This window comes from Paenibacillus sp. JDR-2, assembly GCF_000023585.1.
In the GTDB taxonomy this organism is placed as follows: domain Bacteria; phylum Bacillota; class Bacilli; order Paenibacillales; family Paenibacillaceae; genus Pristimantibacillus.
On sequence record NC_012914.1, the window covers coordinates 6,092,537 to 6,116,044 of the forward strand.

Below are 23,508 nucleotides of genomic sequence, written 5' to 3' on the forward strand. Positions count from 1 at the left end.
CTGCAAAAAAGGAGGGCCCGTAACTGTGTTGGGGACCCTCCTCTTTTCAATTATGCGATAACGTTACCACCAAGCCCAATATTCTGCCATGATGACACACGTGAATACAACGAATACGCCAAACAGGATACCGATTATCGCGAACGTATGACCGCGATCCTTCATATGCATCCAGAACGCCATCTGTACAAATACTTGCAAGATTGCGCAGCCGATAAGAATGATGTAGATAAAGTCGGTGTTAATCTCACCGCCGGCGACAGCCGCGAAAGCGATCAGTGTCAACAGGATCGAGAAGATAAAGGCAACGATGTGTTTCTTAGGTCCTTCAACCTTATGACGAACCGGACGTTGTTCCTCCGTGGTATGATTGCTTGCCATGGATTAGCCCACCTTTCCCATCAGGTAAACGACGGTGAAGATAAATACCCAGACAACGTCGATAAAGTGCCAGTAGATGCCGGCAACGTATGCTTTTGGAGCAGTTGTAACCGTCAGGCCTTTCTTCAGCAATTGTCCGATCAGAAGCGAGATCCACACGATACCAAACGCTACGTGAGCGCCGTGGAAGCCAACCAATGTGTAGAACGAGGAGCTGAATGCGCTCGTTGTAAATCCATGTCCCTCATGAACGTAATTCGAGAACTCGTAAATCTCCAGACCAAGGAAGCCAAGACCCAGAATAACCGTAACGACCAGCCACCAGACCATTGCTTTTACCTTTTGCTGGTGTAGAGCTTGAGTTGCGAATACGCTTGTAAGCGAGGAAGTCAGAAGCAAGCCGGTTGCAAGCGCAACGAGCGGAAGCTCGAACAGCTCTTGCGACTTCGGACCGTCGAGCACTTGGTCGCGGAGAGCAAGGAACGCCGAGAAGAGCGTTCCGAACAATACCGTTTCCGCACCAAGGAATAACCAGAAACCAAGAATCTTATTGCGACCCTCGAGGGTTGCTTTTTCAGGCTCATGAGGCAATTGGCCTTCAGTATGGGAATGTGCACTCATGCTTTAACCCCCTTATCTTGCAGTTCTTCTGGTTCGATATGGAAGCCATGATCATCGATCAGGGAACGGATAATCATACATGTAAATGTAATGATCAGACCGATACCGCCTACAACGAATCCTGCTTCAATACCAGCGATTTTACCCCATTCGCCATGCGAGTACATGAGACCAAGACCTGTAATAAACAAGCCGATCGCCATAAACAATGGCAGAATAGACGGGGATGGCATATGGATCGAACCGATCGGTTCAGCCGGTGTCATTTCTTTATGACCATCCATTTTTTCTTTCCAATATGCATCATAACCGCGAACAAGCGGAGTTTGCTTAAAGTTGTATTCCGGAGCCGGCGAAGGGATCGTCCACTCCAACGTACGGCCATCTTCCCAAGGATCGTTTGCTGCATTTTTCGGTTTGAACGCCGTAATGACAACATTCAGAAGGAAGAAGATCGTACCCAGACCCATCAGCATTGCACCGATTGTACTAATCAAGTTCAGTTCGTTAAAGCCCAAGCCGTCCAGATAAGTCCAGATCCGGCGCGGCATACCCATCAGACCAAGGAAATGCTGTACGAAGAATGTCAGATGGAAGCCGATAAAGAATGTCCAGAACGTCAGCTTTGCCAAACCTTCATTCAGCATGCGGCCAAACATCTTAGGCCACCAGTAATGAAGACCAGCAAAGAGACCCAATACAAGTCCGCCAACGATAACGTAGTGGAAATGCGCTACAACGAAGTAGGAGTCATGGTACTGGAAGTCGGCAGGAGCCGCAGCCAGCATGACACCGGTTACACCGCCCATTACGAACGTTGGGATAAATCCTACGGCAAACAGGTTTGCTGCATTGAATTTAATCGAACCGCCCCACAGCGTAAATAGCCAGTTAAAGATTTTGATACCTGTCGGTACCGCGATCAGCATCGTTGCAATGGAGAACAGACCGTTCGCAACCGGTCCAAGACCAGTAGTGAACATGTGATGCGCCCATACCATGAAGCCCAAGAAACCGATCAGGATCGTAGCGAAGACCATTGAGCTGTATCCAAACAACCGCTTACGCGAGAACGTGCTGACAACCTCGGAGATAACACCGAATGCCGGCAGGATCAGGATATAAACCTCAGGATGCCCGAAGATCCAGAAAATATGCTCCCAGAGAACCGCATTACCGCCGCCGGAAGGATCAAAGAAATTTGCGTCAAATATGCGGTCGAACATGAGGGCCGCAAGGCCAACTGTCAGTGCAGGGAATGCGAACAGGATCAGTGCCGAAGTAATGAATACGGACCAAGTAAACATCGGCATGCGCATGAAGGTCATTCCCGGAGCGCGCATATTAATAATCGTTACCAAGAAATTAATACCGCCGACCAGCGTACCGATACCCGCAATCTGCAAGCCAAGCACGTAATAGTCAAAACCATGGTCGCCGTTAAATGTAGTTCCCGAAAGCGGTGCATAAGCTGTCCAGCCGCCGTCAGGTGCAGCGCCAGTAAACCAGCTGACATTCAGCAGGACTGCGCCAAAGAAGAAAGTCCAGAAACCAATTGCGTTTACGAATGGGTACGCAACGTCGCGTGCGCCAATCTGCAGCGGTACAATCGCGTTCATCAATGCGAAGATGACTGGCATCGCTGCAAGGAAGATCATTGTAGTACCGTGCATCGTAAGCAGCTCGTTATATGTATCCGCGCTAACGAAATCGTTAAGCGGTTTCCACAGCTGAATCCGAATGAGAAGTGCTTCCAACCCGCCGACCAGGAAGAAAAAACCGCCGGCGATTAAATACAAAATACCGATTTTTTTGTGGTCAACCGTCGTCAGCCAGTCCATCAGGCCGGAATAACGTTTAACCGCATGTCCATGAGCCAAGGTAGGTACCTCCTTTAATCACCGATGATTATTGTTGATAGTCGAGAGTCAATTCCGATAAATATTTAGAAATTCCGTCAAGCTCTTGTTGAGTAAGATCAACCTTAGGCATCAGCGTGCCAGGTTTTACAGCCGACGGATCTTCAATCCAGCGATGCAGGTTGTCGTAAGTCGAACCTTCGTTGGAATATTTCGGATCATCAGTGTTAACGAGAATACCACCGACAGTCTCACGGCTGCCGATACCAGTCAGGTTAGGGAATGCCGGACCGCCTTGATCGCCTACAGCGTGGCAAGTCAGACATTTGCTGACAAATGCTTCTTTAATAGCTGGGTCGCTTGGAAGCGCAACCGGAGCTTGCAAAGCAGCAGTCCAACGGTCAAACGAAGCCTCGTCCACCGATTTTACTTTAAAGTCCATTAAGCCGTGCGAAGGTCCGCAAAGCTCGGCGCATTTGCCTAAGTAAACGCCTTCTTTTGGAGCCGAGAAATACATGATATTCACGTTAGCTCCAGGGTTTGCATCGATTTTACCGGCAAGAGACGGAATCCAGAACGAGTGAAGAACGTCTGCTGATTTCGCTTCGATGGAGATCGTCTTGCCTTTAGGAATTACTAATTCCTGTGCAGTCTTAATTCCGAGTTCAGGATACTCGAATTCCCACCAATATTGGTGAGCGGTTACAACAACCTTAACCGCCTCCGGATCTTTTGTGTGATCCTTTGAGAGGTTAAATACCGATTGGATAGTTGGTACACCCAGGATGATCAACAGGATAATCGGAATGACTGTCCAGATAATCTCCAGCTTATGGTTACCTTCCACTTGTTTCGGAATGGTGTTGTCGCCGGGACGTCTGCGGAAACGAATAATTACATAGAAAGAAATCGCAAACACGACCACAATCACGATGAGCATGATTGAAATCGCCAGCTTCATCAGTCCGAACTGCTCTTCCGCTACAGGACCTTGGGGCCTCAGCGTGGACAAGTCACTTCGTCCGCATGCCGACAGCACGAGCACCATCAAGGCCAGAAGCGGTGCAAGCTTTCTAAAAAACTGCCACCGATTCATCAATAATCAACCCCACTTTTGACGTTTTCGCAGATGCTAACATCTTAGTAATAATGCGGCAAACTGCGTGTTTCACAGATGTTATGACAACTACTGGAACTAAATCACTTAATTAAATATAAAGTTGCTGTACTTATTTGTCAATGTTCCACAGAGAGTTCACAAATTGTTCTCAAAGCTGTCAAAAACTCAGGTTTTTCACGGTTTCGCGGCTTTGACAAAGTGTTTATAAACGTGCTACCAAACACGGTTTCCCTACCCTACATTGTGCACCAAACCCATGGTCAATTATGTATGGCGGCCAAAGTGTATATTTCATCGTTCCCTACAAACCCTATTCCTATAACTGCCCGAATGGAGGCTGATTACCCTTGAACAAACGAGTATCCGGATTATTGATGATTTCTTGTTTATTGATAAGCATGACTGCAGCCTGCGGTTACCAGAAGAACATCCAAAGCAGCGATCACGATTACGGAAGCCGGAAAACCGGCGACGCTAAAATGCTCGGCGGTAAAATGTACGGCACTTCTTCCGCCAACAATCCCCGCCAGCATGACAATGCCTTTTTCGAATACAGCAACAAGCTCTCAAATGAGGTATCCAAGCTTGGCGGGGTTGGCTCGGCCATTGTTATGCTTACCGACAAGAACGCTTATGTAGGCCTTGCTCTCGATTGGTCGGCTGTCGGCACCAAAAGCGCAGGGCATACCGATGAGCAGGACCGCAGCGGTTCCAGCGAGGGCGTATACAACCATGACACCGGCAGTCAACGCTGGGATAACCAGCATCTGGTGACGCCTTACAACTCCCTCTTCACCGTTAATGACCACAGTATGCTGTCCGATGAGCTGAAGCAGACCGTGGCCGTAAAGGTCAGGGAGCTTGCTCCGGCTGTTCAGGAAGTCCATATCTCGGCCAACATGGACTTTGTAAACGAACTAAATGAATACGCAAAAGAAGCCTGGATGAATCATTCCCTCACTCCATGGCTGCAGGACTTCAACACACTGGTGAAATACCAGTTTGCGGGCGGAAATACAATGCCGCAGAAGATTAAGGATTACGATAATATGCGCGCCAAACAGAAAAACGGACAATCCATTATTCCTACCCATTAATGGGTTTCCAAAAAAATCTCTTCTATTATATATGCAAAAAGGATCAGGTTACCCTGATCCTTTTCATTTGATTCACATTCCGCTGGATGAGCAGTCCGCAGCAAGCCCCGATAAACGACAAGGCCGACATGCACGCATATAAAGCAGGTCCCCCTATCCAGTCAAAGAGCCAGCCACCCACCGTCGAGGATATAATACTCGATATCCCGAACAGCAGCATCGCGAGTATCGTTTGTCCGGTCGCTTTCCACTGCTCCGGAATCAAGGTGTACAGATATTGAATGGATGCCGCATAGAACAGGACAAACGAAACACCTTGCAGAAGCTGCAGCCACACAATCGCAACCGGATTATCCAACCAGGCCGATAGGGCAAACCGCAGCACATAAAAAAACGCCGCTATGGAGATGACCCGCAGCTCCTTCCCAGGCTTAATGAACCGGTTAATGAGAGCGAAGAATACAACCTCCGCCAGCGTCATAATGAACCAGGCCAACCCAACCATTCCTACTCCGCCGCCAAGGCTTTGCACGTACAAGCCGACGTAGCTGTCATTCATGCGGTGCGGGATCGCGATCAGAAGCACAAGCAGCAGAAACTGTATGGTTCGTTTGTCCTTTAGGAAGGGCTTCATATCCCGCCAAGCCACCGGCTTGCCGGCTGCCGGAGTTTCGGGCAGCATGGCGCAAAGCAAAAAGGCAAGAACGCCATAGGCGGCAAACAAGTACATAAAGCTGCCCATACCGTAGCGGTCACCGACGTAACCTATTATATAGGAAGCAACAGCATACCCAAGCGCGCCGTACATCCGGACGCTCCCAAAGCCAACCCCCGCTTTTTCCGCCAAGCGGTAATTCATGCTCTCCGTTAACGGATCGGCCGGCATCAGGAAGAAGTACATCGCCGCCGTCAGCGCAAATGCGGCTGGCATAAGCGAGATCGAGAACAGGGCCATCCCCAGTCCAATTGAAGCAATGAGCAGGATCAAGAGCACAGCCTTGACCGTTTTATACTTATCGCTGATCATGCCCCAGAGGGGCTGCGAGACCACTCCGATAATACTTCCCGTTCCGAGAATAACCCCAATCTCCGATGCCGAAATGCCCTTCTCTGCAAAGTACAACGGCAGGAACGACAGAAACATGGCAAACATCGAGAAATAGAAGAAGTTATATCCCCTAAGCAAAACAAGCTTCATATCTTATCTTTCATCCCTTCATTAAACCTGAACCCATCATACCCTATTTAAATGAAGGAATACATTCGAAGCTTTCTTAACGAAGCGGCGCAAACCCTTCAATCTCGGAAAGAATTTCATGCGCACGAGTAAGCACCTCGTCCGTTAGCACAAGATCGACGGCCGCCAGGTTCTGTTCAATTTGCGACGGACGGCTTGAACCGATGATTGCGGAGCTTACACCCGGCTGGCGCAGCACCCAGGCTAGCGCAAATTGCGATAAGGTACCGCCGATTTCGCCCGCCAGCTGCTCCAGCTTTTGAACGCAGGCCAATACATCCTCCCGCATATAGCTGTTAATGACGAAGTTCGTGCGATCGTTGGCTGCGCGACTGCCTGAAGGTGCAGCTTGTCCCGGTTTGTATTTACCCGTTAATACGCCCTGCGCCAATGGAGAGAACACCACTTGCCCAAGGCCTTCACTTTCGCTTACCGGCAGCACTTCCTTCTCGATATAACGCTCAATCATATTGTAGATCGGCTGGTTGGAGACTAGCGGGCGAAGACCAAGGCGTTTGCCGATTCCAACCGCATCGGTGATTTGCGCGCCAGTCCACTCGCTGATGCCCGCATAGAGAATTTTGCCGGATGCAACCAGATCGTCTAATGCACGAAGAGTCTCTTCTACCGGGGTCTCCGGGTCATAGCGGTGGCACTGGTATAGGTCAATATAATCCGTGCCGAGACGTTTTAAGCTGGCATCGCATTGCTCCATAATATGTTTTCGCGACAATCCGCGGTCATTAGGGCCGGCATCCATCGGAAAATACACCTTGGTAGCCAGTACGTAGCTGCTGCGCCGGAATTCCTTAAGCGCTTCGCCCATTACTTTTTCGGCCTCTCCCCGGTTGTAGGCATTTGCCGTATCGAAGAAGTTAATTCCGTTCTCATACGCATACCGGATACATTCTCTTGCCGTATCTTTCTCCGTTGCGTCGCCGTAAGTAAGCCAGCTTCCAAGACCAATTTCGCTAACCTTTAATCCGCTGCTGCCGAGTCTTCTGTATTTCATCCGTTGACTCCTCCTCGCCTGATCTCTATCAAGGCTAAGTGTAAGGCAGTCCGTATTCTTTTTAAAGTAGTGAATGTTTTTTTAATTTATTATTTCTATTATATATACTATACTGAAGGTAACTTTGGCTCGTTAAGAAAGAAAGGAGCTTTAATGATCATGAACGCGAATAATTACATTCCGAAGGAACCTGAAACGATTGAGTGCAATATCGAGAAAACGCTGGACGTTATAGGCGGCAAATGGGCTTTTCTTGTGATCAGAGAGTTATTCTGCGGTACAAAAAGATTCGGGGAGCTTCAGCGTCTGATTCCGGCGGTTAGTCCGCGGGCACTGACCAGTACGCTTCGCCATCTAGAGGAAAAAGGCGTGCTTGAACGGCATGTATTCCCTACCGTACCCGTGACGGTTGAATATACGCTTACGCCAAAAGGCGAAGACCTGCATGCGATTCTGAAGCAAATGAAGCTGTGGGCAGCCAAATGGACTTAACAATTTCTTACTTTTACTTGCTTTTTCTGGCGAGTGATTGTATACTATAAAAGTTGTGTTATATTTAACCCCTGTATATCCCTCCAAAAAACAGAAAAATTCATGATTTCCTCGAATTTCGATTTTTCTTTTTCTGTTAATTCCATTCCTTACGAACAGTAAGAACTTTGATTCACACTGGCGCGGTCTAGGAGCCGCAAGGACGGAAGAGAGGCAGGGCTTTCGTTGTTTTAAAGTATGCTTACAAGCTGCTTTGTCCGTTACGCAAAGCAACCCAGAGTATGCGCAAGATGAACATCTCACACAAATCTTGTTGCAATTAACAAGGGATATGAACCACGCGGTCAGCACCATGCTGCAAGAAGTATAAGCCGCCGAGGTTAAATATAAGGTACACAAGCCAACGGCACCCGCTTAAGGGTGCCGTTATCCATTTCTAGCTGTTTTTCCCCCTAGGCGCAAATCCTTTGCTGTACTCTTTGAAACTCAGAAAGACGCATAACACAAGGAAGCAGATAAACAAGGTGGCGCCAATATCGCCGTAGATCCCCCGCATATTGCCAACCATCGTACCCGCAACCACTGAGGCAATCGCCCCGGCCAGCGTCAGCCATACCCCTATTCCGTAACCGGATATTCTCATATCGGGCGGCATGCTTTTTTTCTTCCGGACGGCAAGTCCAATAAATAAGCTTCCAAGGAACAGGAACTGTACGCCAAACGATAACGGCAGCAGGCCAAAGGCGTAAAATAACGAGACTTCGTCCGTATTATCGAATGAAATGGCCGCCAGTATCGTAATGACGATTCCCATTGGCAAATTGATATAGTCGAATTTCTTTTTCTTCGTGTAGGACGCAATTCCTGTCAAAATGGCAATGTAAAGCGCAGCATATTTGATCAGCAGGACTGGTACGTATAGCGAGATGAGAAACAAGTCGATCCTATCCAGGAAGTCGGTAATGTGAATCTGCTGCACCAGAATCCAGCCGATGTAGAGCACCCTTGAGGATAGAATCGGGCTAACGACGCTAACTACGCAAAACAGCCAGATCGTTAACATCATTGCGGAGTAAATAACGCCCATTTTCATCGCGATATAGATATCGCGAGGCTTCCTTACATGATGCAGGAAGGATCCGAATATGATCAAATCCGTAAAGGAGCCCAAGGCGAGCACCCCGCCTTTTAAAGGCTGAGCAATCCCCCCGCTTAGAAAAGGCTTCAGCTTCTGCATATCAATCTCGTTTAACAGCAGCAGAGGCGTAAATGCATAGAGGGAGAGAAACAACGTGATAAACACAACGTTCGTCCGGAATAAATGTTCCATGGACCCTCCTGCATAATAGGCCAACAGAAGCATCGTCATAAGCAAAATGTAAATTTGCGGCGTGCGCAGCAGAATGGAAGAGCTGAAAAAGTCGCTGTATATGCGCAGCTGGCTAATTAAATCCAGCGTCAGATACGCAATTAATATCCCGTTCAGCAGCCCTCCAAGCCATTTTCCGCAGGAATACTGCATCATTTCGTACATGTTCTTTTCCGGATTGAAGCGCATCAGCCTCCACAGCAAATACGCCATAAAGATCCCGTACGGAATCGGAAATAAATAGGCATACCAAGCATCCTGCTCGGAAGCCATCGTAATGGCCGTCGGCATCGTATTCATATTCGAAGCAATCAGCAATGATCCAACCAGCATTGACATTTGTATGGTCGTAACTTTCATCCGGTCCTGCATGCTAGACCCCCTGTCCCCTCATCAGAACGTAAACGCCCATGACCATTGCCCGCATGAAGGTAATGTTCATAATGGAGTATATTTTGTGGTTGACGCAGAAAACGATTAACAGGGCGATGACACCCACCACTGTGAAAAACATCGCCTTGCTTGATCCGCTTTTCATGTTTTTCCATTTCACCATCGCCGTACCAATCAGTAGAAAGATCACAAAAACGATAAACCCTAGATCCATTTATTGATCCTTCCTTCCCAGATTCTCGCTGGTCATCCCGAACCTGTACAGGTTCGCCGTTGCGGAAACTTCGAATTTAACCTTGGGGAATATCGTTTCCCAATCTTTGCGGTATTGCTTAGTCCACATATGAGGATAATCACGGTATACGTGAAGTCCAAATCCGACGGCATCGCAATTGGTACGCTGCATGCTATCCAGCGCGAGCTTGATGTCTTCCACCACCCGCTTGGTCACTATCTGCTCGATCTGCTTGCGCTGCTCGTAATCGTCATAGTTTCTGTTCAGATTCCTGTCTTCGTTAACGCTGACTTTTACTTTCGAGTGAATACGAAAGGTGATATTGTCATTCTGAATGATCGGTTTAATTGAGACCTTAGCCTCATTGATGGATACGGTAAGGTAATTGCCTTGATCACTAAAGGTCTCGTCGTATTTACGGAATTGTTGATTGAGCAGCCGGACGCCAATAGCCGTGCTTCCTTTGGCAACCCCTGTCATCTTGCCGTCATGCGTCAATGCAAAACCTTCAATGAGGACATCCTCCGCCTCTGAGCCTTTAATCTTTGTTTGCACTTTCTCTACATAAGGGAAAAAGGCATCTTCACCAACTGCGATGATTTTGCTGATAATATCCTTCACGGAAATCCGTACGCTTGCCTCTGACTGAAGAAGCTCCCTCATCGATTCCGCAGAGAAGCGTTCAAGACGCGTATCGGCATTCAGCACATCCACGGCTTTCCCTTTCGTAATCGCTATAAAAGCGGTTAACCGGTTTTCCGGCGTACGGGTCAAGGCATCAATAACTGTCTCTACACCTTCCGTCCTTGCCAGTTCTTCGCCAATAATAATGACGCGCCGATGACCGAAAAACAGATGTCTTGGCAGACGGAATTGGAGCTTCGAGACCGCTTCGCGAACCGTTTTGCCGGTTTCGGTCTTAATGGCGAACGGTTTTTGCCCGCCGGAGCCGCCTCCGCCGCCCATGCTTCCCATATTGCCCGGGAGAGGTATTAGTACGCTAACCCTGAAGCTATCGTCCTCTTTATCGATAGCGCTTGCCAGTACAAAAGCAACGTCGTTAATTTCACGGCGGTCCCAACAGCCCGTCAGCGTGAGGAGCATGCCTACACAAACACTGATGGAAACCACACGCCATAATGTGATTATTTTCATACGGATATAGGATACTCCCTCCTGCTTATTCGGGCTGCGGACGCTGACGCTCTAGATTATCGGGAGTCAAATATTTCGGACGCTTCCGCATCTTCCACCATGGCGCGCGAACCATGACATCTTTCATATCGCTTAGATCAACCGGCGTAACCGGGGCCAGATAAGGAATGCCAAACGTCGTTAGCTTAGCCAAGTGACCAACAACAACCATTGCCGCGATCATAATGCCAAGCAAGCCAAAGACCGAAGCAAGCAGCATGATTGGAAAACGAAGCATCCTAATGGCGATTGCAGCATTGTAACGAGGCAAAGTAAAGGAAGCGATACCTGTCATCGAAACGACGATAACCATAGCGGCAGACACAATACCGGCCTGAACCGCCGCCTGGCCAACAACAAGCGCTCCCAGGATACTGACGGCCTGACCGACAATCCGGGGCAGCCGTACGCCTGCTTCGCGAAGCGCCTCGAAGGCGATCTCCATAATTAGCGCTTCCACGACGGCGGGGAAAGGAATCGCTTCGCGCGAGGCCGCGATGCTTAGCAGCAGGTTGGTCGGAATCATCTCCGGATGATAGGTAGAAACCGCGATATACAATGCCGGGGAAAACAGGGCAACAAACAAACTGAATAATCTCAGCCACCTCAATAAAGTGCCTACCATAAACCGCTCATAATAATCCTCGCTAGCCTGCAGCCACTGCCAGAAGCCAAACGGAGCGATTAAGGCAAAAGGCGTGCCGTCTACAAGGATGGCAACCCGCCCTTCCAGAAGCGATGCCGCCACCGTGTCCGGACGTTCCGTCGTTTGCACCTGAGGAAACGGGGAAAAGCCTTGATCCTGGATAAACTCCTCGATATAACCGCTCTCCAGAATGCCGTCGATATGAATCCGGCTTAAGCGGTCCTCCACTTCTTGCAGCAGCTTGGGGTTAACTATTCCAGCCATATAAGTAAGGATCACGTTCGTATTCGTCTCGGTTCCGATAACGAAGGACTTCATCTTGAGCCGCGGCGACTTGATCTTGCTTCGCACAAGCGATGTATTCGTACGGAGATGCTCGTTAAAGCCTTCGCGGGGACCACGGACGACGGTTTCCGTCTCCGGCTCGGCTACGCTGCGGCGGATGCCGCCTCTAAGACCTAGACAGACGGCAATATCCTGCCCTTCTACGAATAGAACGCTGTCGCCCGATAACAGGTTGGTAAGCAGCTCTTTATAGAACTGAATCTTGGAGGCTTGGGCAACCGGAAGCGTCTGCTCGGTTATCAGGTCAATGGTAAACTCGCCGCCCTCAAGAATCATAAGCGCCTTCATCGCCGCATCCACGGCACTGGTCGTAACCATCCCGTCAACATAACAAAGCAGCGCCTTGGGACCATTCTCGATCTCGAATTCGCGCATCACGATATCCGAGCTGTCCTTGAAGAGCTCCTCCATGATTTTGCCGTTCGCTTCTATCGTTTGCCGGATGGGCACATCCTGAAACTTGTTAATCGCGTGATGATCCAATTTTCCTTCGGGTAAGCTTCTGGCCTTTGTTTTCGTTGGCACTGTTGTCACCACCGTTCAGATTAATACAGGTTATGATTACCTAATTCGCCTAAATTATGATGTGCATTCTCTTTTGCATGATTCGGTGCCCAAAGCGCCAACCTATTGCTTAGGAAGGGAGGGAATAACCATGACATCGCCAAAAAACCGCCGCGAGAACGCGTGGAAGCAGCGTAAGCATACGCAGCATCCAACGCATGGCAAAGTGAAATCCTTCGAAGAGTTGAGCAAAGGTAAGTAGGCTGCGGGGAAACCGAAGTGAGTAATTGCACTTGTTACGTAACTTTGTAGACGGTAAATAGGCACTACGCGGATATAACGTCCTTCCGATCGCTGTTGCCCCCGAATTTCTTTGATTATAATCCGCTTATTGCGGATGAAATTCTGGGGCAACGGCGAACGTTTCACTTCTCCAGTACGTTATTGCCGCTCCGCTCCCTCACCTTTTCTTTTTAGGGGCCGTGTCGGCAGTCAGCTCACCCTGACTGCCGAACTTCTATCGAAAGGCTGAAATCAGCCTTACTTCTTCGTCTGCTTACATAGCTCAATAAGCTTGTAACTGAGCTCCCCTTTTTAACCACGACAAAAAGACCATCCTTTAGGACATTGCCCCTTAGGATGGTCTTTTTGTTGTGCTGCTGTGCTGCTATTCTTTTACGCCGCCGAGCTGCATGCCAACAACGAAGTATTTTTGAAGGAACGGATAGACGACCAGGATCGGCAAGGATGCGACGATTGTAATGGCAGCGCGGATCGATAGAGGAGTAACCATCGCTTTAGCCGCACTGGCATCGCCACCGTTTTGCAGAGCCGGATTGCTGTTGGAGTTCATCGCCGATGAGAGAAGCTTCATCAGCTCGTACTGAAGCGTGCTGAGCTCTTGCTTCGAAGAGGTAAACAGGAACGTGTCGAACCAGGAGTTCCACTGTCCTACCGCTACGAATAGAGCAACTGTCGCCAGTACTGGCTGGCAAAGCGGAAGAATAACCTGCAGGAAGATACGGAAGTCTCCTGCCCCGTCTACTTTTGCCGACTCGATCAAGCTCTCCGACAACGTCCCGATATAGGTACGGATTACAATCATGTTAAAGGCGCTGACCAGACCAGGAACAATGTAAACCAGGAAGTTATTGAGAAGGTGAAGGTCCTTAACCAAGAAGTAATACGGAATCAGACCCGCGTTAAAGTACATCGTCATTACGATAATAATCGTTATTGCCTTACGGAAAGCGTATTCCTTGCGGCTTACCGTATAAGCCAGCATCGTCGTAAGGAACAAGCTGAGCACGGTTGCCAGTACGGTACGCGCTATCGAGATAAAGAAAGCATTAAACACGGTGCCGGTAACAAATACTGCTTTATAATTCTGAAGCGTCCATTCCCGCGGCCAGACGTAAATACCGCCCCGAATCGTATCAAGCCCCGCATTAAAGGATACGGCTAGCGTATTCAAGAAGGGGTAGAGCGTAACTACGGCCAGCAATATCATGATAATGGCATTGACTGTACCAAATATCGCCGGCTCAAGCTGAAGTGTTCTTTTTCTCATTATGATCCCCTCCTTATCAAATAAGCCTTTCTTCGCCGAATCGCTTCGCTATCGTATTGGCGGCGTAGATAAGCGTGATGCTGACAACCGTCTTGAATATACCCGCTGCGGTTGCAAGCGAATAGTTGCCCTGCTTGAGTCCGTATTTCAGAACAAAGATATCTATTGTCTCCGACCAATCGACAACAACGCCATTGCCAAGCAAATATTGCACTTCAAAGCCAGCTTCCAGAATCCAGCCCAGGTTCATGATGAGCAAAATAATAACGATGGACTTGATGCCTGGCAGCGTTATATACCACATCTTATGGTAACGGTTAGCTCCGTCAATCTCCGCCGCCTCATACAGGGATGGATCAATCGAGGTAATCGCCGCCAAATAGATGATTGCATTCCAACCGACTTCTTTCCATACATGCGATGCGCCAACAATACCCCAGAAATATTTAGGCTCGCTAAGCCACATGATAGGCTCGTGAATAATCCCAAGCTTCATCAATACTTCATTGACGATACCGCCATCCACGGACAGCGAAGTTGCAACAATTCCCGTAACGATAATCCACGATAGAAAATGCGGCAAATACGAAATCGTCTGAATCGAACGCTTAAACAGCTTGTTCTTCACTTCATTTAACAAAATCGCGAAAATAATGGCCGTTACGAAGCCCAATACCATATTGATGGCACTCATGCCAATCGTATTGCGTAGAACGCGCAAGAAACTGTCATCGGTAAACAAGAATTTAAACTGCTTTAAGCCAACCCACTCTTGCTCGCCAAAAGATTTTGCCGGCTTATAATTCTGGAAAGCCATTGTCCAGCCCCAAATCGGGTAATACGAGAAGAGCATGACATAAATGAGTACGGGCAGCGACATCCACATAAGCTGACCCTGGTTTTTGAACCGCTTGGATTTGCGGGTCTTCTTAGGCTGGATAGCAGCCTCTACAGCTATAGTATCTACGGGTTTCGCCATCTCTCTTCCTTCCTCCGCTCCAAAGATAAAGCGGAAGGGCTGAGGCAGTCTGCTTCATCCCTTCCGCTTTCTGCTGCCTTACATTAATTGCTGCTCCAATTTTGAATACGCCATTGAATTTGTTCGTTAATGCGATCCTCGTAAGCTTTTACGTTGATTTTCTTGTATTCATCTACATAGTCCTGCCATACTTTATCGAATTGATCAGGCTTCGACATAATGGCTCTAGGCAGGAATTTCAACGAAGCATCCGTCATTTTCTTATTTGCAATCGAAGCATCGGAGCCGTCAATCAGGTCGATCTGCCAAGCCGGGTAATAAACAGGGTTATCCGGCGGCTGCGTGAAGAATTCCGTCCAGGTTTTGTGGCCGTAAGCATTCAGAACTTCCTTGTCGACGTCTTTCAAGCTGTCATAGAACTCTACAGGGTCCCCGCCCGGCGATGTTGCATTGCCGTCGCTCAAAGTACCTTCAATTTTAGGCAGGTATCCGAAAATTCCGTCACCGAGGTTTGCAAGCTTCCAAGCCGGGTCCTCGTAGTTTTTGCGCTGCTCAGGCGTTCTCGTGTATTTACCGTCTGTGCCTACTTGATAATCAACGCCCTCTTCGCCCCAAGTGAACATCTTCTGGTATTTCTCGTCCATCAGCTGTTCAAGCGCTTGAATGATGCGTTTCGGATCCTTCGCGTCTACCGAAATACCAAAGCCGTTGTTCAAATTGATAACGGCGCGGTCGCGGTAGTAATCCTTAATGCTTGCGTCATAAACAAGCGGGAAGCCTACGTAAGTGCGGTCGGATTTGCCTTGCGTATTCAAGGAATCCTCTGCCGTCTGGAAGTTCCAGTGCTGGTCGAACATACCAAGGACATTGCCTTGAGTCAGCTTCGCCAAATACTGATCATAGTTTTGGGTAAATGCTTCTTTATCCATCAGCCCTTCGTTGTACAGGCCATTCAATTCTTTATAGTAGGTTTTCGAAATATCCTGTGTCGCGAAAACGCTTGCCACGCCATTGTCTACAACAACGCCGCCGTCGTTTGGATGTCCTGTCAGATGCTCAGGCGCATTCAGCAGGCCGAATGTCCGCCAGTCGGACGCGAGTGTCGTAAAGCCGATTGTTTTCTGACCGTCGATTTCCGGGTATTTCGCCTGATATTCGCGAATCAGCTTCATATAATCGTCAAGAGTTTGGAGTTTAGGATAACCGAATTCCTTCAGTACGGCTTTTTGAATCCAGAAGGCTGGACCGCTGTAGAACGTTTCGTTCACATTGCCTTGATACGCGCCGTAGTTAGGCAGCCAGTAAATGTGGCCGTCGGAAGGATCCTTCATCCGGTTCCAGTATTTCGCGTAATGCTCTTTCAGCTTTGGAGCATACTGCTCAATAAGATCTTCAAGCGGAATAACAGCACCCGCCGATACAAGCTTAGGGTCCGCGGTAATCAAATCAGGATAGTCGCCGCCAGCAATCATAACGCCAAGCTTTTGCTCAAGGTCGCCTACCAGGAATTCCGTCTTAAACGTAATGCCCAGATCTTCTTTAATTTTTTTGAACAGCTTGTTGTCCGATGTTGGCGATTGACCAGGAGCCCCGATGAATGCAGAAATTTCAACTGGCTTCAACGCCTCATCCGCTGCATTCGTACCCGAATTGCCTGCGTTTGCAGTTGTAGACGGCGTAGTGGACGCACTGCTATTGCTGTTTTTGCCATCGTTATTGCCGTTACTGCACGCCGCAACCGTCATACTCAAGGCAACCGCGACTGCCATAGTTGTCAATAATGGCTTTTTTGCTTTAACCCCCATTTGCTTCTCCTCCTACGGATTGTGTGCTTACCTCTACATTATGAGGCATTTGAATGCGTTTACATCATAATCAGAGTTAAGCATTATACCCCTACGATTTAAGGTAGGGTATTGTTTTTTTATACTCGGCAAGCTTCATGCCGAAACGCTTCTCGAACTGCTTCAAGAAATGCTGATAGCTGCAATAACCAAGCCTCTCCGCCAGCGCTGCCCCCGAAATATCCTGGTTATGGAGCAGTTTCTTCGCATCGTTCATCCGCAGATGGTGAATATATTCATGAATGCTGACGCCGTATTTCCTGGAGAAGGCCTGCCCCAGATAGACCGGATTCATATAAAAGATCTCCGCTATCTCCTTCACCGTAACGGATTCGCAGTAGTGCTGGCGCAAATATTCTTCTACCTTGGCAATGGTCCCCCCCTGCTGCCGGCTTCGGCACAATGACAATTCTTCACGGCACAATAGGCAAAAGCTCAGCAAAAACGCATGCAGCTTCAGCAAGGAATGCTCATTCGCCCCAATAAGCGGATACCCGGTTTTCTCCAGCAGCTGGTCCGCGTCCCCGCCAAGCTCTTTGTAGATGCCGGAGCATTGCACCATAATGTGGGTAGAAAAGGCGGAAATCAAGGAAGGCATCGTCCGTTTATCGGCAAAATGATCAAAGATCTGCTGCAAGCGCTCTACAATCCGCCCTTCATCATTGGTTTCAACCGCCTCTATGATTTTTTCGGTTGCCTCCCATAGATGTGAATCATAGCCAAAGCCCTGCTCCTTGATCTCGTCATAGTAGAGAGGTCTCTCTATACGGTCATAAAAGAGATAAGCACTCGCTTCCTCCGCGTGCCGGTACGAGCTGCCAAGCTCCTCCGGCTCCTTAACCAGACTGCCGACTACCATGCTGAAGCTTCCACGAACCGCTCCCCGAAGCGCTTTGTAAAGAAGCTCTGCCCTATCCTGCATAGCCGACTTGCTGTCGTCCCGGAGTATACAGGCCATCCTAAATGAGGTCAGCTCCTGATCCAATATAAAGCCTCCTACTCCACCCTCACCTTGCCCCTTATCAATTAGTTCCTCCACCGCTTCCGACGCGGATGCTAATTCCGATTCGTCCACTGCAACACGTATGCATACCCATCCGGCAGCATCCGCGGAGATGCGTTTAATCGAAGATTGGTCAGCATCGGACAGTTCTTCGCCGCGAAGCAATGCGGTTAACGCGCGCCGCTGTGCGCAGCGCTCCGTATAGCGGACAGCCTTCTGTCTGCGGTTCTCTTCCCCCAATACTTTGTTCAAACATTCCAGCACTTCATCAGCTTCATCGCTCATAATCGGCTTGGTCAAATAATGCGAGACGCCCAGCTGCAAAGCGCGCCTTGCATACTCGAAATCGCTGTAGCCGCTCATAACGACAAATTTTGTCTGTTTATGGCCTTCCAGCCTCATCTGGGAAATAAGCTCCAATCCGTCCATGATTGGCATGCGAATATCCGTAACGACTAAATCGGGCTTGGATTCCCGAATCAGGCGGGCTGCCTCTTCGCCGTCTCCGCAGGCCGATTCCACCTCGAATCCGTTCTTCTCCCAATCGATTAATAATTGAAGACCCTCAATTGCAAATGGCTCATCATCAACAAGCAAGACACGGTACATGATGCTCCCCCTTTCGAAATTACGAAGCCGCACCCGGCTTTGTCTGGTTATTGTCAAGCTGCTGGAGCGGTATTTGATAGCTCACGGTCAGTCCGCCCTCCGGGCCGTTCATCATCCGAAATTGTACGCTTTCATGGTAAAAAAGCTCCAGCCTGCGGTATACGTTGCGCAGACCGACATGTCCTTCCATCGCTTGCTCGGAACGGACCGCCTGCTGAATGCGGTCCAGTGCCTCCTGCTCCATGCCGATTCCGTTATCGGCTACGGAGACCGTTAACCCCCGTTCGGACATGCGAGCCTCGATTCTGACGGCCCCTCCGCCTTTAATCGCCTGCAGCCCGTGCTTGCAGGCATTCTCCGCCAGCGGCTGAATGCTCATGATCGGTACCCGGACGTCATTCGCAAGCGGATCGATATCAACGACATAATCAAACCGATCGCCGAAACGGAATTTCTCAATCTGCAGGTACATCAAGGTGAACTGCAGCTCCTCCTTCAGCGGTACCAGATCATCTGCCCGCCGGAGCAGCCTCCGGAGAAGAAGCGATAGGCTTTTTATAATTTCGGTCACATCCTTGTAACCGTTTTTCGTCGCTACCACAAGAAGAGCGTTTAAAGTATTGAACAGGAAATGCGGATTCATCTGGCTCTGGAGCATATTCATCTCCATCCGCACTCGCTCGACCTCCAGGCTTTTCTGATGAATCTCGAGTTTGTAGACGTCGTTAATCAGCGTATTGATCTTCCTGGTCATCATATTGTAGGTGTTAATAAGTCCGCCAATCTCGTCTTTCCCTTCCGGCAGAGTAACCTGATCAAACCGTTCGTTGCGCACGCGGTCCATATGCCGGGCCAACTTCTTGATCCTATAATGGTAAGAACGGAGCATAACGAATATTAACAGCGAAGGAATAAGCGTGCTTATGACCGCAAGCCACAGGATGGAACGCCGCGCCTCATCCAGAAGAGTTGTAATCCGGTCGTTGTTGGCCCTTCCAATCAATTTCCATCCTTGCACGTAACTGACCGTGCCCAGATTCGATACAAAAACGTCTCCCTTTCCCCAATCCGACATATCGGCATCATAAACCGATTTGCCGCGGCCGCCCGTTTCCGCCACAATCTGATTCTGCTCGTTTACCAGTTCCAGCTGCAGGCTGTCGCTTTCCCTGCTCAAAATATCGTAGATTTTATCTACGTTCAAATCGATCCTTAGAAATTTGCGGTATTGCGGCTTTACAATGCTGAATCCTTGATCCATGTCGCTAATAACGCTTATTTTCTTAGTCTGGCCTGTTGTCCCCGATACCTCCGAATAGGCAATTACACGAAAAGCATGGCCCGGCTGTCTTAACAGAGGCCCCAGCCAAGGACTTTTTTCTTCCGGGGCATTAATAACATAGTAATTGTTTCCGGTCTGAATGGTATGGTTGTACGTATAAATCCGGATTTCCAAAATGTTCGGGTATACGGGCATGTAACGCTTCAGCTTATTGCGAAGAACGCTGTCATAGCTTTCATAAGAGGAGACAGGGCTGTCATAGGTTTTGTCGAGCGCCTCGTTCAGGGTATCGTCGCCTTCAATGGAATGGCTGACCGCAACGCTTTCGTCAATCATGCTGTGCAGCTCCGCCGCGGCCCGGTCCATCGATTTGCGAAGGTTCTCCTGTTCGCGAATCCGGATATTGTCCGAATTCTGCTGATAGAAAAAAACGTTGATGCCGATAATAGGGATGAGGATACATAACACGTAAATCATTAGAAACTTCAGATTTAGGGGAATATCGTTGATTTTATTCGAAAACAGCCTTTTCATCACTCAAGACAATCCCCTTTGGTTTGATTTATAAGCCGATGGCGATACTTTCGTCATGGACTTGAAGACGGAGCCGAAGTATTCCGTGCTATGATAGCCAAGCTCGTTTGCTATGCTGGACACCTTCAGATCCGTTCGAAGCAACAGCTTCTTCGCTTCCTTAATCCTCAGAAGATGCATATAGTCGTTAAAGCAATAACCGGTTATCCTCTTGAACTGCTGGCCCATATAGACCGGATTCAGGCGGAACTGCTCCGCAAGGTCCTTCAGTTGCAGCTTCTCCCGGTAATGATCGGTTACGTATGCAACGGCCTCCTGAAGCCGGCCTTCCGGCCTCTTGTTGTTCAGCTCGTCAATCTGCCCGGCTGCCTGCAGGCACGCTGCCGACAACTGTTCCCGCACATTCCCCAGCAGGCCGTATGGAGGCAGAATCCATTCCGGCGGATTGGCCGGATCTCCGCCGGCTTTATGATAAGCGCGAAGCAGTCCGCCCTGCAGATAAGAGAGAGATGCCGTCAGGCTGCTTGCCGGTTTATGGGTTCCTTCAACAAACTCTACGAGTGCGCTGGTAGCCTGTTCTATTGCAGCAACATTGTTACGTTCTACCGCCGTCAGCACAGCCTCCGCCCGGCTCGCCGCATCCTCCCACCGCCAATGCGCCTGCTCATGCCTGTGCTCATACCAAAAAACACCCGCCCGTCCTTTGTACAAGCCCCTGCTCCGCAGCTCTTGAAGTTGCGTATACAGCTGCCTTAGCTGTCGCCAGCCCTGCGTTTCTCCACTAACATAGATCGTGCAAGAAGGCCACTGGCCGGAAAGTCTCTCTATTACGCGCTTAGTGTCAGAATCAAGTCCAGCTTCCATACTATCCTGCTGCCGGGACCATACCAGCAGCCCGATTGAACCCGATGGCTCCTCCATGCATCCGAAGCCAGCCGGTAGCCCTGACAACTCAATTTCCATTTCTTCCATAGTCGGCCCGGGCTTTCCAGCTTTTGCGTCCAGAACAATCAGTCTCCCCATCGCCTCCGGCAAGCAGCCCAGATGGGAGGTCAAGGCTGTCCGAGACTCCTCGCTCTCCTCCTGCAGCGCTCTGGCAAATACGATGGATAACGATTCGCTCGCCGATGCCTCCATGCTGTTCCGCTGATCCATGTCTACCCGAAGCGAATCGAGCAATTCATGTATCTCTTCTTCGATAAGCGGCTTTAACAGGTACTGCTCAATCTGATGACGGATCGCAAACTGCGCGGCATCAAACCGCGAATACCCGCTCACGATCACCGTTTTTATCTCTTTCAGTCCTTGGCTTTGCTTCATTTGCCGGATCAGTTCAAGCCCATCCATAACCGGCATCTGCAGATCGGTAAATACAAGATCGGGCACTTCCCGCTCCATAACCTCAAGCGCTTCCTTGCCGTCCGATACCGCCCAGCAAAGCCGGAACCCATGCGATTCCCAATCCACCATGGTTCTCCAGCCCTCCAGCATAAACGGTTCATCATCTACAACAAGTACGTTGTACATGCGAGCACCACCTTTCAGACGTTTATCTTCGTCGTCAATACCTACCCTCAGTGTCACATAGGGTTAAACCATCAGCAATGTTAAAAAGTTAAGATTTATTGGATTATCTTAAGATAAAATGTAAGCGTTTACGATTTATTTTGCAATAAAATTGCAATACCCCGGTTACCCGGGGTACTACGGCATTTGCCCGAAACCGTTAAAACAACTGCTCGGACAGACGGTATTTCGCGGGGCTGACCCCCACCGTCAATTTGAATAAACGGCTGAAGTAGGTATGATCGGCATAACCGACCAGTTCGCCCACCTGATAGATTTTTAAATTCGTCTCTCTCATAAGCCGGATGGCCTGATGAATCCGAATGCTCGTCAAATGATGAGTAAAAGTAGCGCCGGTCTGCGAGCTGAATTGATTGCTTAAATAATTGGGCGTCACGCCAAGCCGCTTCGCCAGGCTGACGAGAGACAGCCCTTTGTCCCCGTACTCGGCCTCCATAATCTGCATCGCGGAGCGGATAATGCGGCTCACGAACTCGTAACGGAGAAGCTTCCCGTCCGTTTCCTCCCTATGCCCCAGCTGACGAAGACTATTCAGATACAAGGAGCGGAGCTCCGATACGGCCGCGGTAATCCCGCCAAAACCCAGCTTGATCGGGATGCCAAGCCGATTTTCCAGCTCTCTTTTTTTCTTCAGCACAATTTCTTCCATATTCGGAACGGCGTGTTTCGAAGTAAGAACGGCAGCGTTCATAAAGGGAGGATCGTCGATAACAACTACCGTACCCAGCTCCTTCATATTCTCCGCCAGCTGTTCCTTCATCCAGAATCGGTCCGTCGACTGCCAGAACGGCTTGTCCTCCATTTGAAACGTAAACACGCCCGCCCAGCGGAAGGAAGGCAGTGTTGCCTCATCCCTCTGAACATCGCGCATATACGGCTCGGAGAACAAGGTCTGGACCTTCTTCTCCAGGGAGCTCTGCTCGCGGTGGCGCAATAAGGGAACGGAATAATCGCCTTGCGGCCGACCGCTTACGCTTGGATGGGGCTGCTTCAGGGTCCTTGCTTCCATCGTGAGGATCAACAAAATCTGCATAACCTTCACCCGCATATCCAGCCGCCTGATAAGATCATTATCCGGCTCGGCGCTACAGATCTCCATCAGCTCATCGATGTGAGGCATCAACTGCAGGACAAGCGGCGACTCCGCCCGGAACAAATGCTGCTCCATCCGGCCCAGCAAGTAGAACAAATCCGGGTCGTCCACATCCAGGTGCAGTGAAAAATAAGTCATCGCTTCATCCGAAGCGTTACGGCTGTAATGAACTTCGTCCGGCCGGATCAACAGCAGATCCCCGGCCTGTTGAATATATTCCTCGCCGGCTATCACGGTTAACTGGCTCCCCTGAAGCACGATATTCAGCTCCAGCAGCGGATGCTGATGCTCCTTGTAGGACCAGCCTTTTCCGACGGTGCGCCAATGCGTGCCTAACAGCTGAAAGGCAAGCCGAAAGCTTTCAAGTATGATTTCATGAATGACTTCAGGCACTTCCCCGTCCCGATTCGTCTGCCAAGTCACGCGACCTCACCGCTTCCTGTGCTTTTTCTTGAATTATATCACAGGAATTATAGGGATGTGACGCACTCATTATATGGAA

Annotated in this window: 20 protein-coding genes; 3 read left to right on the forward strand and 17 right to left on the reverse strand. The window is 49.4% G+C overall.

Annotated features, from left to right (window positions below; translation table 11 throughout):
• Positions 1-63 precede the first annotated feature (63 nt).
• From PJDR2_RS26640 to coxB, 4 genes are all read right to left on the reverse strand, one after another.
• Positions 64-381: a cytochrome C oxidase subunit IV family protein gene (locus PJDR2_RS26640; protein ID WP_015846850.1), complete on the reverse strand. Its 318-nt coding sequence runs from the start codon at positions 379-381 to the stop codon at positions 64-66.
• A gap of 3 nt (positions 382-384) precedes the next feature.
• On the reverse strand, positions 385-1,002 hold the full coding sequence (locus PJDR2_RS26645; protein ID WP_015846851.1) for a cytochrome (ubi)quinol oxidase subunit III: 618 nt from the start codon (positions 1,000-1,002) through the stop codon (positions 385-387).
• Positions 999-2,843, reverse strand: coding sequence for a cytochrome c oxidase subunit I (gene ctaD / locus PJDR2_RS26650; protein WP_049790179.1), 1,845 nt, complete (start codon positions 2,841-2,843; stop codon positions 999-1,001). The genes PJDR2_RS26645 and ctaD overlap by 4 nt, the downstream gene beginning before the upstream one ends.
• Before the next feature lie 67 nt (positions 2,844-2,910).
• Positions 2,911-3,957: a cytochrome c oxidase subunit II gene (coxB, locus tag PJDR2_RS26655; RefSeq protein ID WP_015846853.1), complete on the reverse strand. Its 1,047-nt coding sequence runs from the start codon at positions 3,955-3,957 to the stop codon at positions 2,911-2,913.
• A gap of 371 nt (positions 3,958-4,328) precedes the next feature.
• On the opposite strand from coxB, the gene PJDR2_RS26660 reads away from it, so the two are divergent.
• Positions 4,329-5,078 (forward strand): hypothetical protein, encoded by a 750-nt coding sequence (locus PJDR2_RS26660; RefSeq protein WP_015846854.1) that lies wholly within the window; start codon positions 4,329-4,331, stop codon positions 5,076-5,078.
• Between the two features lie 43 nt (positions 5,079-5,121).
• On the opposite strand, the gene PJDR2_RS26665 is transcribed toward PJDR2_RS26660, so the two are convergent.
• Positions 5,122-6,276: an MFS transporter gene (locus PJDR2_RS26665; protein WP_015846855.1), complete on the reverse strand. Its 1,155-nt coding sequence runs from the start codon at positions 6,274-6,276 to the stop codon at positions 5,122-5,124.
• 76 nt (positions 6,277-6,352) lie between these two features.
• Positions 6,353-7,327 (reverse strand): aldo/keto reductase family protein, encoded by a 975-nt coding sequence (locus PJDR2_RS26670; protein WP_015846856.1) that lies wholly within the window; start codon positions 7,325-7,327, stop codon positions 6,353-6,355.
• A 153-nt stretch (positions 7,328-7,480) separates the two neighbouring features.
• Between PJDR2_RS26670 and PJDR2_RS26675 the strand changes: the two genes are divergently transcribed.
• Positions 7,481-7,819, forward strand: a complete 339-nt coding sequence (locus tag PJDR2_RS26675) for a winged helix-turn-helix transcriptional regulator (protein ID WP_015846857.1) — start codon at positions 7,481-7,483, stop codon at positions 7,817-7,819.
• A 436-nt stretch (positions 7,820-8,255) separates the two neighbouring features.
• Here PJDR2_RS26675 and PJDR2_RS26680 read toward each other — a convergent pair whose 3' ends face one another.
• The 4 genes from PJDR2_RS26680 to PJDR2_RS26695 are packed head-to-tail and all read right to left on the reverse strand — an operon-like array spanning position 8,256 to position 12,526.
• Positions 8,256-9,560 (reverse strand): GerAB/ArcD/ProY family transporter, encoded by a 1,305-nt coding sequence (locus PJDR2_RS26680; protein ID WP_015846858.1) that lies wholly within the window; start codon positions 9,558-9,560, stop codon positions 8,256-8,258.
• A gap of 1 nt (position 9,561) precedes the next feature.
• Positions 9,562-9,795 (reverse strand): hypothetical protein, encoded by a 234-nt coding sequence (locus tag PJDR2_RS26685; RefSeq protein WP_015846859.1) that lies wholly within the window; start codon positions 9,793-9,795, stop codon positions 9,562-9,564.
• Positions 9,796-10,971 carry a Ger(x)C family spore germination protein gene (locus PJDR2_RS26690; RefSeq protein WP_015846860.1) on the reverse strand — a complete coding sequence of 392 codons (1,176 nt, stop codon included), beginning with the start codon at positions 10,969-10,971 and terminating at the stop codon, positions 9,796-9,798. It abuts the gene before it with no gap.
• A 25-nt stretch (positions 10,972-10,996) separates the two neighbouring features.
• Positions 10,997-12,526 (reverse strand): spore germination protein, encoded by a 1,530-nt coding sequence (locus tag PJDR2_RS26695; protein WP_015846861.1) that lies wholly within the window; start codon positions 12,524-12,526, stop codon positions 10,997-10,999.
• 130 nt (positions 12,527-12,656) lie between these two features.
• Between PJDR2_RS26695 and PJDR2_RS33655 the strand changes: the two genes are divergently transcribed.
• Positions 12,657-12,767: a DUF6254 family protein gene (locus PJDR2_RS33655; protein WP_015846862.1), complete on the forward strand. Its 111-nt coding sequence runs from the start codon at positions 12,657-12,659 to the stop codon at positions 12,765-12,767.
• Positions 12,768-13,172: 405 nt separating this feature from the next.
• Here the strand turns inward: PJDR2_RS33655 and PJDR2_RS26700 are convergent, their stop codons facing one another.
• The 7 genes from PJDR2_RS26700 to PJDR2_RS32165 form a co-directional block, all read right to left on the reverse strand.
• Positions 13,173-14,075: a carbohydrate ABC transporter permease gene (locus tag PJDR2_RS26700; protein ID WP_015846863.1), complete on the reverse strand. Its 903-nt coding sequence runs from the start codon at positions 14,073-14,075 to the stop codon at positions 13,173-13,175.
• A gap of 16 nt (positions 14,076-14,091) precedes the next feature.
• Positions 14,092-15,054, reverse strand: a complete 963-nt coding sequence (locus PJDR2_RS26705) for an ABC transporter permease (protein ID WP_015846864.1) — start codon at positions 15,052-15,054, stop codon at positions 14,092-14,094.
• Between the two features lie 83 nt (positions 15,055-15,137).
• On the reverse strand, positions 15,138-16,859 hold the full coding sequence (locus PJDR2_RS26710) for an ABC transporter substrate-binding protein (RefSeq protein WP_015846865.1): 1,722 nt from the start codon (positions 16,857-16,859) through the stop codon (positions 15,138-15,140).
• A 91-nt stretch (positions 16,860-16,950) separates the two neighbouring features.
• Complete coding sequence (locus PJDR2_RS26715) at positions 16,951-18,510, reverse strand: response regulator transcription factor (protein ID WP_015846866.1); 1,560 nt, start codon at positions 18,508-18,510, stop codon at positions 16,951-16,953.
• Between the two features lie 19 nt (positions 18,511-18,529).
• A complete protein-coding gene (locus PJDR2_RS26720) occupies positions 18,530-20,326 on the reverse strand; it encodes a sensor histidine kinase (RefSeq protein WP_015846867.1) in 1,797 nt (598 codons plus the stop codon).
• A gap of 3 nt (positions 20,327-20,329) precedes the next feature.
• Positions 20,330-21,853 (reverse strand): response regulator, encoded by a 1,524-nt coding sequence (locus PJDR2_RS26725; protein WP_015846868.1) that lies wholly within the window; start codon positions 21,851-21,853, stop codon positions 20,330-20,332.
• A 199-nt stretch (positions 21,854-22,052) separates the two neighbouring features.
• Positions 22,053-23,429, reverse strand: a complete 1,377-nt coding sequence (locus PJDR2_RS32165) for an AraC family transcriptional regulator (RefSeq protein ID WP_015846869.1) — start codon at positions 23,427-23,429, stop codon at positions 22,053-22,055.
• Positions 23,430-23,508: the final 79 nt, after the last annotated feature.

Coding starts and splice junctions, on each gene's coding strand:
- PJDR2_RS26680 (WP_015846858.1), bottom strand. CDS start 9,560: ATGCAGGACCGGATGAAAGTTACGACCATACAAATGTCAATGCTGGTT.
- PJDR2_RS26690 (WP_015846860.1), bottom strand. CDS start 10,971: ATGAAAATAATCACATTATGGCGTGTGGTTTCCATCAGTGTTTGTGTA.
- PJDR2_RS26640 (WP_015846850.1), bottom strand. CDS start 381: ATGGCAAGCAATCATACCACGGAGGAACAACGTCCGGTTCGTCATAAG.
- PJDR2_RS33655 (WP_015846862.1), top strand. CDS start 12,657: ATGACATCGCCAAAAAACCGCCGCGAGAACGCGTGGAAGCAGCGTAAG.
- PJDR2_RS26700 (WP_015846863.1), bottom strand. CDS start 14,075: ATGAGAAAAAGAACACTTCAGCTTGAGCCGGCGATATTTGGTACAGTC.
- PJDR2_RS26645 (WP_015846851.1), bottom strand. CDS start 1,002: ATGAGTGCACATTCCCATACTGAAGGCCAATTGCCTCATGAGCCTGAA.
- PJDR2_RS26665 (WP_015846855.1), bottom strand. CDS start 6,276: ATGAAGCTTGTTTTGCTTAGGGGATATAACTTCTTCTATTTCTCGATG.
- PJDR2_RS26725 (WP_015846868.1), bottom strand. CDS start 21,853: ATGTACAACGTACTTGTTGTAGATGATGAACCGTTTATGCTGGAGGGC.
- PJDR2_RS26675 (WP_015846857.1), top strand. CDS start 7,481: ATGATCATGAACGCGAATAATTACATTCCGAAGGAACCTGAAACGATT.
- PJDR2_RS26705 (WP_015846864.1), bottom strand. CDS start 15,054: ATGGCGAAACCCGTAGATACTATAGCTGTAGAGGCTGCTATCCAGCCT.
- ctaD (WP_049790179.1), bottom strand. CDS start 2,843: ATGGACTGGCTGACGACGGTTGACCACAAAAAAATCGGTATTTTGTAT.
- PJDR2_RS26685 (WP_015846859.1), bottom strand. CDS start 9,795: ATGGATCTAGGGTTTATCGTTTTTGTGATCTTTCTACTGATTGGTACG.
- PJDR2_RS26720 (WP_015846867.1), bottom strand. CDS start 20,326: ATGAAAAGGCTGTTTTCGAATAAAATCAACGATATTCCCCTAAATCTG.
- PJDR2_RS26710 (WP_015846865.1), bottom strand. CDS start 16,859: ATGGGGGTTAAAGCAAAAAAGCCATTATTGACAACTATGGCAGTCGCG.
- coxB (WP_015846853.1), bottom strand. CDS start 3,957: ATGAATCGGTGGCAGTTTTTTAGAAAGCTTGCACCGCTTCTGGCCTTG.
- PJDR2_RS26670 (WP_015846856.1), bottom strand. CDS start 7,327: ATGAAATACAGAAGACTCGGCAGCAGCGGATTAAAGGTTAGCGAAATT.
- PJDR2_RS26715 (WP_015846866.1), bottom strand. CDS start 18,510: ATGTACCGTGTCTTGCTTGTTGATGATGAGCCATTTGCAATTGAGGGT.